The 13,683-nt window shown below is 57.1% G+C and carries 8 protein-coding genes; 6 read left to right on the top strand and 2 right to left on the bottom strand.

The genetic code is table 11. The annotated features are described in order from the left end of the window. Positions 1-14 precede the first annotated feature (14 nt). On the bottom strand, positions 15-2,981 hold the full coding sequence (locus NG895_RS09135) for a serine/threonine-protein kinase (RefSeq protein WP_252852177.1): 2,967 nt from the start codon (positions 2,979-2,981) through the stop codon (positions 15-17). Between the two features lie 104 nt (positions 2,982-3,085). Further along, positions 3,086-3,664 carry an ECF-type sigma factor gene (locus tag NG895_RS09130; protein WP_252852176.1) on the bottom strand — a complete coding sequence of 193 codons (579 nt, stop codon included), beginning with the start codon at positions 3,662-3,664 and terminating at the stop codon, positions 3,086-3,088. 462 nt (positions 3,665-4,126) lie between these two features. On the opposite strand from NG895_RS09130, the gene NG895_RS09125 reads away from it, so the two are divergent. From NG895_RS09125 to NG895_RS09095, 6 genes are all read left to right on the top strand, one after another. Continuing rightward, a complete protein-coding gene (locus tag NG895_RS09125) occupies positions 4,127-4,873 on the top strand; it encodes an RNA polymerase sigma factor (protein WP_252852175.1) in 747 nt (248 codons plus the stop codon). Positions 4,874-4,956: 83 nt separating this feature from the next. Further along, entirely contained in the window at positions 4,957-6,447 is a 1,491-nt protein-coding gene (locus tag NG895_RS09120; RefSeq protein ID WP_252852174.1) for a serine/threonine-protein kinase, read from the top strand. A gap of 779 nt (positions 6,448-7,226) precedes the next feature. Then, complete coding sequence (locus NG895_RS09115) at positions 7,227-7,664, top strand: hypothetical protein (RefSeq protein WP_252852173.1); 438 nt, start codon at positions 7,227-7,229, stop codon at positions 7,662-7,664. Positions 7,665-9,052: 1,388 nt separating this feature from the next. Further along, positions 9,053-10,093 (top strand): tyrosine-type recombinase/integrase, encoded by a 1,041-nt coding sequence (locus NG895_RS09105; RefSeq protein ID WP_252852172.1) that lies wholly within the window; start codon positions 9,053-9,055, stop codon positions 10,091-10,093. Positions 10,094-10,566: 473 nt separating this feature from the next. Further along, positions 10,567-12,009 (top strand): DUF1254 domain-containing protein, encoded by a 1,443-nt coding sequence (locus tag NG895_RS09100; RefSeq protein ID WP_252852171.1) that lies wholly within the window; start codon positions 10,567-10,569, stop codon positions 12,007-12,009. Positions 12,010-12,115: 106 nt separating this feature from the next. Beyond that, positions 12,116-13,648: a DUF1254 domain-containing protein gene (locus NG895_RS09095; RefSeq protein WP_252852170.1), complete on the top strand. Its 1,533-nt coding sequence runs from the start codon at positions 12,116-12,118 to the stop codon at positions 13,646-13,648. Positions 13,649-13,683 lie beyond the last annotated feature (35 nt).

Below are 13,683 nucleotides of genomic sequence, written 5' to 3'. Positions count from 1 at the left end.
TTGTTCACAGTTGATTAACGCACCTCTGCGTTGGTCGATGACTGATCGACCGCGTTCGCGTCGATGCCGAGCACTTCTTCGGCCTCGCGACGAAAGCTGGCCAGTTCCAAGTTCGATAGCGTCGTGATACCTGCCGCTTCTTGCTTCTCCACTCCGCGACCATACGACTGGCGGGCTTCGTCCTGCTCGCCGCGCCGCCAATGGGCCATTGCCAGGAAGTAGTAGTTGCTCATGTCGTCCTCGCCCCCAAACTCGATCGATCGGTCAAGCGCAGTGATCGCCTCGTCGAAATCACCGGCGCGGTAGTGCCCGATGCCGAGCGAGTTCCAGTAGTCGGGCGACTCGGGGGCCCTCTGCAGGGCCTCGTTGGAATACGTGATCGACGTCTCGGCAGCGCGGAACGGTGACATCGGGCAAGCAACGCGCGTCCAACGCAGGGCGCTCTTGGCGAGATCTTGGTGGGACGTACCTGGTGATTTGCTTAACGCGCTTTCAAAGCCTTCGAACGCAAGGCGGAACGAGTCGGCTGCGGCCTGGGTCTTTCCCTGGTAGTGCTGGAGCAGCCCCAGATCGTAGAACGTCCAGGCGGTTTCTCGCTTGGCGATAGCATCGTCTCCAGGGCGTTTCGTCTGCTGGGCGATCTTGCCAAGATAGGCGTCCTCGGCCTCCTCGAGCCGGCCTTGGGCGATTAGGACTTCAGCAAGAACACGTAGCGCAAGACTCATGTGTTTGCGATATAGGTCAACGTCGGGAAAGTCATCTTTCAGGCGCCCCAGACCTTCAATCGCCGAGCGGAGATTCTGTTCCGCCTCCGGCGCGGCCCCGCGGTGGAGCAGCGCTTGGGCCAGATATATCTCAACATGGCCTAGACGCGCCCTTGCCCATGCGTCGTTCGGGAACCTATCCAACAGTTGCTGGCGAATGTCTCGAGAGAGCCGCAGGTGCTGCTCGGCCTCCTCGTACTCGCCGATCTTCATCAGATTGCTGGCCAGCCAGTGATGCGAATGCCCCTCCTCCCAGGGGTTCATCTTCAAGTGTGGAAAGTCCTCGCGAAACTGCAGCCAACGTGCCAGCGAAAGGCGGCAGAGGTCCACGCGTTCCGGAATCGTCGCAGGCCATGGTCCCCCCTGATTGGCGGCGTCCACTGGCAGTCGCGCCGCCTTTCGACGATACCGGACAACCGTGGGATGCTCGCTCGCCAGCCGTTCGGCGACCTGTAAGGATCGCCGTATCATCGCGACCGATTCATTGGGATGGCCGCTGCGACGCAACCTAACTGCCAGTTCATTGAGACTATCCGCGAGCCGGATACGGTAATCGGGCGCTGCCGGAAATTCGTCGGCGAGCTGCTCATACATTGACGCAGCCTTTTGCGTCGCCGCTACGGCGTCCCCATATCGCCCAAGAAACTCGTAGGCGAACCCGAGGCGTTGATAGGCAAGGGCTGTCTCTTTTCGAATCTCTGGATCGGCGCTCTTTTGCTGTAAGAAGCCTTCATAGAACTCGGCTGCATCTTCCAGCAGTGCTCGGCGCACCTCGGTCATGTGCGGTACATTGACCAGTTCCTCAGCAGCCCGTGTAAAGAGCCGGTCAACCGCTGCGCGTGATTGACGCAGGTTTTGTTCGGCCCGTTGGCGCTCTCGATCGGCTTCTTCGGCGGCAATCGCTTCTCGCCGAGCCGACTCTTCGGCTGCGTCGCGTTCCTGGGCGATCAGATAGGTACTGGCCCCTAATCCGACAAACGCAATTAGCAATACAACAGCAGTTGTCGAGAGCCACCCTCGATTACGGCGGGTGAACTTACCGACGAGGTAAATACTGGACGGAGGGCAGGCTTCGACTGGTTCGTCGCTGAGGTAACGTTGCACATCCTCGGCAAGGTCGCTCGCTGTCTCGTACCGCCGCGCGCGATCTTTCTCAATCGCCTTCATCACAATCCAGTCCAACTCGCCACGTACTAGTGCGCCTAGCTTGCTCGGTTCCAATTGGCGATCGGCCGCGATCGATGCAAGAGACTGGCTCGTACTCAATTTCACGCTTGGGCGGGGAGGTTCATCTTCGCGGATGATCCGCAGCATTTCGTCAAAGGCCGCGCTGCGGAGTCGCTCGCGTTCGAATGGTGTCTCACCAGCCAGAAGCTCATACAAAAGCACTCCAAGTGAGTAGATATCAGTGCGAGTATCGATGTCCATCTGATTGAATTCGGCCTGCTCGGGACTCATATACTCCATAGTCCCGACGACCTGACCAAACTCGGTAAATAGCGTCTTTTCCGTCAGCCGTTGTTGAGTAGCCTTGGCGACGCCGAAATCGATGATCTTGGGTATTGCTTGGCCATCGTAACGGGCTACCAGCACGTTGGACGGCTTGATATCGCGATGGATGATGCCCTTCTGGTGGGCGTGTTGCACAGCTTGGCAGACGGGAATAAATAGCTCTAATCGCTGCCGGGGATCGAGCTGTTGCTGGTCGCAGTACTCGGTGATGGGCACTCCTTTCACCAGCTCCATTACGAAGTAGGGGAGGCCCGCTGCCGTCGTGCCTGCCTCAAGCACCTTGGCAATATTGGGATGGTCCATCATGGCTAGCGCCTGACGCTCGGCCTCGAAACGGGCGATCACCTGACGGGTATCCATACCCGGCTTGATGATCTTCAGCGCTACCCGCCGTTCGACCGGCGCGGTCTGCTCGGCCATATAAACCACGCCCATGCCCCCCTCGCCGATCTGCTGCAACAGCTTGTACGGGCCGATCGTGTCGCCCGGTTGCTCGGCGATGGATCTGTCGAGGATACAGGCTTCGGGAGGAGACTCTAAAAAAGTAGTGTCCTCGTCGTAAACTCGCAGCAGATCTTCGACGCGAGATCTAAATTCCTGGTCCTCGCCGCATATCTCGCTTAGATAAGCGTCGCGATCAGCAGCGGAATCGAGATTCCTGGCCTCTTCGAAGACGGCTTGCTCGTGATTTTTTTCTTGCACCATGACTTACCCCTCAAAGTGTCAGTGCGAGATTGGGCAGAGAATTCCCCGATCAGAATGGAGATTTCTCTGAAATATAGTGGAGATTCAATTCTCGGCACGGGTCACTATTGCTCTAAGTGCAGACGCAGCCACGACTTCGCATAAGCCCAGTCCGCGTCGGCAGTCGACTCAGAGATCCCCAACACTTCGGCAGCCTGAGCAATTGTGAGGCCGGCGAAATATCGCAGTTTGACAAGTTCCGCCTTGCGCGGTTCGCGTTCCCCAAAGACGGCTAAAGCTTCATTCAGGGCGAGTAGATCAACAGAGGTATTCGGTGCAGCAAGGTGGTGATCGTCGAAGACTTCCCGCTCGAAATGTCCCCCGCGTTTGAGGCACTGTTTCCTGCGTGCCTGTTCGACCAACAAACGACGCATCGCCTCAGCAGCCGCGGCAAAGAAGTGACTTCGGCCGTTCCATTGGGTGGAATTCGTGCCATCGACAAGTCGCAAGTACGCCTCATGCACGAGGGCCGTGGCCTGCAGCGTCTGGCCCGGTTTTTCGTGAGAAAGGCGCGCGGCGGCTAGCTTTCGCAGCTCGTCGTACACTAGTGGCAACAGCTGGTCCGCCGCCGCAGGATCACCTTGCTCGATCTGGGACAGGATTTCGGTCACTTCGGCCATACGGCCGATTATAACAAATGCCATAAGGTGCCTGGGGCCAGCTGAAACCGCCCATCTCCTGCTGAGGTCGCCCCGACCGACTGCATTTCGCCGACTCTCAAACTCGCGGCGGGTGCATCACCCTCGCTCAGTTGGCCGGAGGGCTTCGGCGCAGCGGTGTCAAATCGCGGACACGACCTCAGCAAGTTCCGGGCCGGCGCAACTTGCTGAAGCTGGTCCAACCGCGTTCAGTTCGAGATCCGGTAATTTGACGGCGGTCTCGCCACCGCTGCACCAGCTATCTAGCATTTCCGGCGGCGGGCTTGAATACATACGCAGTTTGCGCGGCGAGGCCGACCTGTTCTCGAGAACCCGTTTGGCGGCTATCGAGCCGCCACGTTCAATGCAAATCGAAGACCTTGTGGCTCCCGCCGATACCAATTGTTCGTCGCTAGAGCGTGCTAATACAAGGGAACGTATTATTTTCTGAGGTGTTACAATGTCGGGATGGACGCCAGCAACTCTTCTGATTCCAAACCAGCCCACCCGCACGAATTTGCCACCACGCACTGGAGCATCGTGCTCACCGCGGGCGACGTCGAGCATCGACAGGCACGTGAGGCCTTAGCGGTGCTGTGCGAGAATTATTGGCTGCCGCTGTACAGTTACGTGCGACGACGGGTTGCAGACCAAGCGGAAGCCCAGGATTTAACTCAGGCCTTCTTTGCTGAGCTGCTGGAGAAGAATTATGTTGGCACCGCAGACCCGAACCGCGGGCGATTTCGCGCTTTCTTGCTAACGGCTTTCAAGAACTTCTTGTCCAAGGAAAGGGAAAAGGGACGCGCGCAGAAACGGGGTGCCGGCAAAGCACCGCTGTCGCTCGACTTTGCTGCGGCAGAATCGTCACTCGATATTGGTCTCACCGGCGGGCTAACTCCCGAACAAATCTACGACCGGCACTGGGCCATGACGCTGCTATCGCAAATCATGGAGCGTCTCGAGTGTGAATTCGACCGCGCTGGCAAAGCGGATCAATTTGAGGCATTACGATGCTATCTGGTCGGCGATCACTCCGGTGGCACCTACGCAGCCGCGGCGGAGAAATTGGGAATGACGGAGTCAGCGGCCAAGAAATCGGCCTCACGCATCCGCAAACGGTATCGAGAACTGTTACGAGAAGAAATTGAGCAAACTGTCGTCAACCGAGGGGAAGTCGATGACGAGATCCGCAGCCTGTTTGCCGTATTCGAGTAGTGAAAAAACGGAAAAATTCTTTGTCACCTTTGCACTCGCTTCCGTCAGAAGAAGGTAGAGGGCCAACCCAAAGGAGCTTCGAGGTGACCGAATACGCAACTTGTCCGAAATGTAACGCCGCACTGCCATCCAACGTCCCTGGGGGATTGTGCCCCAAATGCCTGATGGCCGTAGGGCTTGAGGAATCGGTCCCCGAGGGCGACCTGCCGAAATCGGATCCCGAAGCGCCGACGGTTGATTCCGATCGGCCAACTCATGCTTCGCCACGGCCGGGAGAGAGGATTCGGTACCTTGGCGACTACGAACTCTTAGAGGAAGTTGCACGCGGTGGGATGGGGGTCGTCTACAAGGCCCGGCAAGTAAGCCTCAACAGGATCGTCGCCTTAAAGTTGATCCTCGCAGGGCAGATGGCTGGGGCACAGGAGATCGAGCGCTTCCATGTTGAAGCGGAAGCCGCGGCCCAACTCGACCACCCAGGCATCGTACCGATCTACGAAGTGGGCGAGCACAAGGACCAGCACTATCTCTCCATGGCCTATGTGGATGGCGGCAGCCTGGCCGACAGGCTTCGTGAGGGTCCGCTACCACCGCGAGAAGCGGCTCACTACGTGAAGAAGATTGCTGAAGCCGTGGCTTACGCCCACGAGCGGGGCGTCATCCATCGCGATCTGAAGCCCGGCAACGTTCTAATTGACACCAACGGCGATCCCAAGGTGACAGACTTTGGTTTGGCAAAGCGGGTTGATGGCGATAGCGAACTCACCGCTACGGGTCAAATACTTGGCACACCCGCCTACATGTCGCCTGAACAGGCTGCCGGGCGCACAAGCGAGGTCGATGCACGATCGGACGTCTACGCACTGGGCGCAATCCTATACGTGCTGCTGACCGGTCGCCCCCCTCACCAAGCAGACAACTCCGTCGATACGCTACTGCAGGTGATTGAACAGGAGCCCGTTTCACCCCGACGACTCAATACATCGATACCAAAGGATATAGACTCAGTGTGTCTAAAGTGCCTTGAAAAGAAGCCACTCGCTCGCTACGCATCCGCCGCAGAATTGTCCGAGGACCTGGATCGATTTCTGGCGGACGAGCCTGTGCGCGCAAGAGCTTTGACGCGCCTAACGCGCCTGTGGCGGTGGAGCGACAAGAACTTTGGACGGCTGACCATCGTCATTTCTGTCGCGGCGCTGTTGCTTCCGGGACTCTTCCTCGTCTGGTTGAGCTATTTGACGGGCAAGTGGCCAGAATGGAAATTCTTTGTATTCGCTTACGGGTTCATTCTGTTGATAGCATTACCGCAGATCGCCGCATGGCTTCTGTACTCGAAGCTGCACGAGAAGAAACGGAAGGCGGCGTTGACCGACCGCACACCCTCGGCAGGTGCCGATCGATCAATACCGATCACCATTATTGGGGGCTTACTGGTCTTAGTTGGTGTGGTCGGCTACTTCGGTATTGCGATCAACAATAACTGGCAGATTCCCAAAGGGGCCAATTTGTTTCTCCTCGCGTTCGTTGCGGGGATCGGGCTAATCGCCACTGGGCAAGGTTGGCGTCCCTATCGATGAGCACGACACGACAGAATGTTTATTAGTACTTGCTTTAGTTGGAGGTACCCATGCGCACACTGATTCTTAGCCGAGGCAGCAAACCAGGCCGTGCACCTGAGGACGGCTTGCGCGGTTTAGCAAATCGAAAACCAATCGTCCATCTCAGGTGACGGCAATCGTTACGCGAAAGTGTTTGCGGGAAATCACGTCATGACTTTCCAGATCTTTGTCGCTCCGCAGCCAGTTGGCCGCGACGAAAATGACGGCTTAACCTTCTGGTTTTTCTAGCCGAAGCAGGTACAAACTCCGCGTAAGGTATGGCGGTGTCCCTATATCCGATAGCCAGTCGCCGGGTACATGAGTCGATAGCATGGCCAGCGAAGAGTCGCTAGACTATTGAAAATCACGCTGCAACAGTACTTAAGGCGTCTATCACTTTCTATTCGTTTCGACGGCCGAGGTGCAACATGGGCTCAAGCGTACGCCGCTGGCTTCGTCTGTCTCTTCGCGAACTTGTGCTTTTGGTGACTATCGTCGGTTTGGTTGGGGGACTGTGGGCTCAAAGTCTCCTGCATCGAGGCGAGTTAGCCGAGCTAGAAGGATCGCGCCGGCGTGATTCTTTGGAACGGCGGCGGCTGCACCAAAAGTGGGTAGATGTTATCGACGACGATTTGCAGCGATTCCTAAAGACAATAGTGGTGGGTAAGCCAATGAAGGAATGGGGAGTTAGTATGCTGCTGCCGGGGAACGACTACGGTGTCGGAACGCCCACCGTGCTAGACCCCAGATGCGTGATCATGGTGACCGAGCCCGATACGCCGCCCGAGGTATTTGAGACGGCCGCGCTCTTCGCCGTGTCCAAAGCTTGGCCCGCCTATTCGCTGAGAAAGCTGCCGACTCTGCTGGCAAAGTACAGTGAAGTCCAGGGCGAGGAATCGATCAACGAGAAGTTCAGAATAGTCAGCGGGACTTTGCAAGTGGAAATGAGTGCTCGCCCAGGAAGGAGTCCCTGGCTTTTTGTCACGGTGCGGCAGGTGAACGACGTGCAATATCTGCGCCGCCAGCAAGGCGTCGATGTCTCCGAGGAAGAGGACATTTTGCAGGGCGAGCTCTTTTATGGCGGAAATCCGGCACCAGATAAGTGCAGAGCGACGGTCTTAAATGGAGTCAATAGGCAAGTCGAAATCTTGCCACTATATCTTGGGGGCCAGCCCCCAAACCCCCGAGATTTTTGAGGCATGGCGAGTGTTCAATGAAGCACAGAGGAGTATACTCGTCGTTGCCTGGAGAAACGGAGCGTGGCTCTGCGGAGACGCAACCTCGCGAGGGATATCCAAGGCCGAGTGCGTCAATGATGCACAAGAGCGTTTGATCATTTGTTGGTCAAACGCTCGTTTTCTTTCATGCCGGATTTTTCCATAGCTCATCCTTCTTGATGAGCGTGTTGAGAATCGTTAAAAACTTGCGCATCGCGGCAACCAACGCAACTTTTTTCTCTTTCCCGTTTGCCAACAGATGTTGATAAAACTTGCGGATGGTTGGATTGAATCAAGTTGCAGTCAGCGTTGCCATGTAGAGTACCTATTGCGTGGCGGCTTCATGAAGAATCCTGGCCAAGCAGGTAGCATGCAGATGATGATGTCTTGGACAGATCAGTCGATGCCACGGAGGGTGTGGCCCAGCGAGAATCGGCCACCGCCGCTGGCTCGACACTTTGCGAGAGACTCTTTCTATTGCGACCTTTTACAAATTGCTAAACACCATCGGGTTCAAAAACAGCCTCAATTCTGGTAGTATGAGTTGAAGTTAAAGGAAATTGCGCGGTTCTTTCGAGACTGTGCTGGACGTGTTTTGAATTGGGGATTTCCATGTCGCCGACATTCAGAAGATCCGCGTTCTTTGCAATTGGCGTGCTTATAGCTGTATCGTTGTTTCCACCTCGATTTGCCTACCAATCCCGGGCCTCTACATCAAGGGCCGTAAGCGTGCCTTCCGGATTCCCATTATGGGCATCTCGACGGTTTGTGTTTTCCAAAGATCTCTATCAAGAGAGAATATCGGTAGGGTCGAACGGTGAGATAATTCTCCCGGCAATGGTCGATGCGGGGCGCCTCTTGGTTGAGTACGGATTAACTATCGCATTGTGGTCGTTATTCCTGTTGGTCTCCAAAACAACACTTCGCACGAAGGATGCCCGAGAGTAAGCGACCTTTAAGCTCCTTCGCTTCCATCTTCCGTTCTTCGTAACGCGGCTTGAATTCGTTACCCGTTTTTCGATTCTTCAGCCAGCGCTGAAAGTCGCACTTTGGACTGCTGCTCGGTTCCCAGGCGTGACACACTTAGGTACTTTCGGCCAGACCCGCAGGTCACCTCGGTGCAGCTCACCTCAGCCGCCTCGCAGATCGGCCAACCGACGGCGGTTGCATCGGCCGACGCAGATTAGCCCAATGGCCAAATCGCACACCTGGCCGATTTCTTGACTAAAATGAGGTCATCTGTGCAGCTAGCGTATGCTGCCTGACCTCATCACAGAGTGACAGGAAGTTCAGCAGGAGGCCGGTTATGGCCATCGGCTGGTGGAACCTGGGACGGAAGCATGTGCCGACGGTCTGGAGCCGTCACCATGTCTCACAGCTTTGAGTCCGTCGCCGCCAAGTACCTGGCCGCCAAGAAACTTTCGTCCGGCACCTGCAAGGAATACCGGGGCACCGTCACCAAGTGGACCGCCTGGGGGAAAGGAGTCGACGTTGACCAGATCGGCAGGGTTCACCTGCGCGACTTCCTGGACTGGGTCCATGAGAAGGCAGCCGCGGACGGCGGGTCGAATGCCGGGCGCACGGCCAACAAATCCCGCGAGAACCTGAGGGCGATCCTGTCCTGGGCCTGGGAGCAGGATTTCCTGGAGAAGCTGCCAAGGCTGCCCAAACCGAAGCCGCAGCGTGACGTTGCCGGACGTCACTACCTCACGAAGGCGGACTTGAACGCCCTCTACTTCGCAACGTACGAATTAGAACGGCCGAGGGGCTGGAAGCAACCGTTGACCGTCGGCCACTATTGGCGCGCGGCCCTGGTTGTTTTCTTCAACTACGGCGTCGACACCGGGACAGTCTTCAAGTCGGCATCTTTCCACGAGCCCGTTTTGTGGCGTCACATCTGCTGGCGACTTGAGCCGCCGAATGGCCAAGGTAAAGACTCACGTTACGGCTGGCTGTACTACCGACGCGTGAAAACGAAGAAGCAGTTCTATCGTCCGATGAATCGAGTGGTAAAGGTGCATCTCAAGAGCCTCCGACCGAACGTGGTTGAGCCGGATCAGCCGGTGTTCCACTGCGGCACCTCACGTCCGAACGCGCAGTTCCAGCGGCTCTGCGTCTTGGCCGGGGTCAAACCGAAGCATGACGTGGAGACGGGCGAGGAAAAGAAGTGGGTCCTGAAGGACCTGCGGAAGACCTGCGCGACCTATTACGACGAGCACATGCCGGAGTCTTCCATCGAAATCCTCGGGCATTCCGTGGGCGGCGTCACGTACCGACACTACGCCCATCGCGACCCGCTCGCGTTCAAGGCGATCATGTCGCTGCCGCAGCCAACGGCGTTCACCGCGCTGATGCACGGTTTCGACGGCGAGTGTCCGTGCTGCCGCCGCAGATTCCGCCAGGCGTAGAAAATCCGACCAGGGCGGCGCCTCCCGGCCTAGCTGCAGAGGTGTCGCCGCCGGTCGGTCACCTCTACGGCTTAGCCAAGCCGCTAACTTGCTGAAACTGGTCCATCCGCTGTGCTTCTGAGAGCTTGCGAACCGGCGGCGGTAGCAAGATCACGACGAAAGCTATACTCCGTTTCTAGCTGAGGAGGTGCCCTCCGCAGTCTGCGGTTCGCAAAGAACTGCCTCCAACGGACTAACGGTAAAAAATGTCCGGAACGCCGGGGTTCTAAGCTAATGTCCGCTGGGAGAAAAGGGAGCTATACTTGAGATCCGAGCGACGGCGATTGCCTATTCCCCAGAGCAGATCGACTGCGGGCGATCTCGTACTCATCTCGACTCTTAACTTGACCGGCAGAAGCCGCCTTAGATCGGCTAGTAAATTCAAGCTAGTGGACTTGAATCAGCAAACTCTCATTCATACTCTCGAGCCCAGCATGAAACCATACACCATCGCCTACGCTACTCTCGCATCCGTCGCGCTCGCGTTGACTGCGTGTGACCAGAAGAGCGCAAACGCCGCCGACATATCGACGGCTCCCTCCCCAGCAGAAACCAAAACCATCGCGGAGGAGGGCTTTATTTACGGCCTGCCAATCGTGATGAACTACGCCGTGATGTACGAATACGCCGTCGACAAGGAAAGCAGCCAGTTCAAGGCCCCGTTCAACCAGATCAAGAACGAGCCGCGCGTCTACACCTACAAGGACACGGCGGTCATCACGCCGAATAGCGACACCCCCTATTCGTTCGTCTGGCTCGACCTCCGCGCCGAACCGATCGTCCTGACCGTGCCTGCGATCGAAAAAGATCGCTACTATGCCGTCATGATGTGCGACGGCAATACTTACAACTACGGCTACATTGGCAGCCGCGCCACCGGCAACGATCCCGGCAGCTACATGGTCGTCGGACCCGATTGGAAAGGCGAAAAACCGGAAGGCATCAAGGAACTCTTCACTTCCAGCACGCCGTTCTCCATCGTCGTTTACCGCACCCAGCTGTTCAACCCTGAAGACATGCCGAACGTGATCAAGGTGCAGGACGGCTACAAGGTGGAGCCGCTTTCCGCCTTCCTTAAGCAACCCGCTCCCGCCGCCGCTCCGGCGATCGACTTCACTCCGGCCACCACCGCCGGCATCAAGGAGAACTTCTGGAGCTACCTCGACACTGCGCTCGAATACGTTCCGGAATCTGACATGGACAAGGACATCCGTGCCAAGCTCGCGACCATCGGCATCGGGCCTAACAAAACCTTCAACCTCAAGGATCTTTCGCCAGAGCACCAAAAAGCCATCGTCGAAGGCATGAAGGCCGGTGACGAAAAAATCAGCACCTTCCTGGCCTCGGGCATGACCGACGTCAATGGCTGGCAAGTCGGATCCCTTCCAGGTGACGAAGCCCACTACAACGGCGACTGGCTCGCACGTGCCGGCACGGCCAAGGCCGGCCTCTATGGCAACAGCGCCGCCGAGGCCGTTTACCCGTTAACCCGCGTGGACGGCAAGGGCGAGACCCTCGATTGCAGCAAGAACAACTACACCATCACCTTCCCTGCGGGCCAATACCCGCCGGTGAACGCCTTCTGGTCGGTCACCATGTATGATGGAAAGAGCCAGTATCTGATCGAAAATCCGATCAACCGCTACCTCATCAACTCACCGATGATTCCGAATATGAAGAAGGGCGAAGACGGATCCCTCACCCTCTACATCCAGAAAGACAACCCCGGTGGCGACCTGGAGGCCAACTGGCTCCCAGCGCCCAACGACACCGTCTATTTGGTGATGCGCCTCTACTGGCCGAAGACCGAAGATCCGTCCGTCCTTCCTCCGGGCAAAGGCAGCTGGAAGCCACCGGGAATCGTGAAGACAGAATAATCTGCCCTTCGTTTCTGAACCACGCGTGCCGTATCACTCGATCCGGCACACGCATTCAGCAACGAATGTCAACCACCTAACTTAAAACGAAACCAGAATCCATCCCATGAAAACTGCAACCACAATAGCGGCCGCCCTCGCCATGACATGCGGTTCTGTCTTCGCGCAGAACACACCGGGCTATAACCATAAGATCCCCGCGGAAATCATGACTCCCGACAAGGTAGAGACCAGCATCGGAACGCTGAACTTTGTCGATGGAATCCCCGATGCCGATACCACGCAAAAGCTCTATGACAACCTCGACAAGCTCCGCGCGGTCGAGACCTTCCTAAATTTCATTCCCGCCACTTCCATCGAAGGACTGCGCCAGGGTCAGATCTCCCGAGGAGCGACCGAATGCAATCAAGTGCTTCTCTTCGAGGACTTGATGGATTCCAATCCCTTGTTCCTCACCGGCAACACCGACACCGTCTATTGCATCGGCTTTCTCGACCTTGAAAAAGACGGACCGACCGTGGTCGAAGTCCCACCCGGCTGCGGACCAGGCACCTGTGACGACGCCTTCTTCCGTTTCGTCATCGACATGGGGATTCCCGGGCCCGACCAGGGCAAGGGCGGGAAGTATCTCATAGTGCCTCCCGGCTATGAGGGCGAGTTGCCCAAGGACAAAAAGGACGGAGGCGACTACTACATCGCCCATTCGCCGTCCTATGTGAACTGGGTGCCGCTTCGCGGGTTCCTCGTCGACGGCAAGACCGACGCCGCCGTGAAGATGTTCAAGGACGGCGTCAAAATCTATCCTCTGAGCAAGTCCGACGATCCTCCGGCCATGGAATTCATCAACTCCTCGAGAGAGTATTTCAATACGATTCACGCCAATAACGACGAGTTCTACGAGGAACTGAACACCGTCATCCAACGGGAACCCGTCGAATTCATCGACCCGGAACTCCGCGGCATCGCCGCCTCCATCGGCATTGTCAAAGGCAAGGAATTCGCCCCTGACGAACGGATGAAGAAGATCCTGACCGACGCGGTGGCCATTGCCAACGGTACCGCCCGCGCGATCGCTTTCCGCAACCGTGATCCACGCGCCAACATCTACGAAAACGGCCACTGGACGACCGCCTTTATCGGCGGCGACTATCGCTGGCTCGATGGCAACGGGCTTGCGGGCCGCGATCTCGACGCCCGCACCTACTTCTTCTACATCGCCACGGTGAATACGCCCGCAATGGCACTGGAAATGGTCGGCAAAGGTTCGCAATACGCGCTCGTGTACGTCGACGAAGACGGAAATCCAATTGACGGCTCGAAGAACTACAAGCTCCGCATTCCGGCGGATGTTCCGGCCAAGAATTTCTGGTCGGTCGTCGTCTACGATCCGCAGACACGCTCCGAGCTCCAGACCAGTCAGCCCTTCCCCAGCAAGAACAACAAGCGCGATCAACTCATCGAGAACGCCGATGGTTCGGTCGACCTCTACTTCGGCCCAGAGGCTCCCGAGGGCAAGGCAGCCAACTGGATCGACACCGTGCCCGGAAAGGGCTGGTTCGGCTGCCTCCGGCTATACGGCCCGCTCGAGCCATGGTTTGACAAAACCTGGCGTCCGGGCGAGATCGAACTGGTGAAATGACCTAGAGAACAAAGAACCAAACACCATTCAGAGGA

It is taken from the genome of Aeoliella straminimaris (genome assembly GCF_024054565.1).
GTDB lineage: Bacteria > Planctomycetota > Planctomycetia > Pirellulales > Lacipirellulaceae > Aeoliella > Aeoliella straminimaris.
This window is presented reverse-complemented; position numbering and strand designations above follow the sequence as displayed.

Bases quoted from the DNA above. Each gene is read 5' to 3' on its own strand.
- NG895_RS09100 (WP_252852171.1), top strand. From the start codon at position 10,567: ATGAAACCATACACCATCGCCTACGCTACTCTCGCATCCGTCGCGCTC.
- NG895_RS09095 (WP_252852170.1), top strand. From the start codon at position 12,116: ATGAAAACTGCAACCACAATAGCGGCCGCCCTCGCCATGACATGCGGT.
- NG895_RS09105 (WP_252852172.1), top strand. From the start codon at position 9,053: ATGTCTCACAGCTTTGAGTCCGTCGCCGCCAAGTACCTGGCCGCCAAG.
- NG895_RS09135 (WP_252852177.1), bottom strand. From the start codon at position 2,981: ATGGTGCAAGAAAAAAATCACGAGCAAGCCGTCTTCGAAGAGGCCAGG.
- NG895_RS09130 (WP_252852176.1), bottom strand. From the start codon at position 3,664: ATGGCATTTGTTATAATCGGCCGTATGGCCGAAGTGACCGAAATCCTG.
- NG895_RS09125 (WP_252852175.1), top strand. From the start codon at position 4,127: ATGGACGCCAGCAACTCTTCTGATTCCAAACCAGCCCACCCGCACGAA.
- NG895_RS09115 (WP_252852173.1), top strand. From the start codon at position 7,227: ATGGTGACCGAGCCCGATACGCCGCCCGAGGTATTTGAGACGGCCGCG.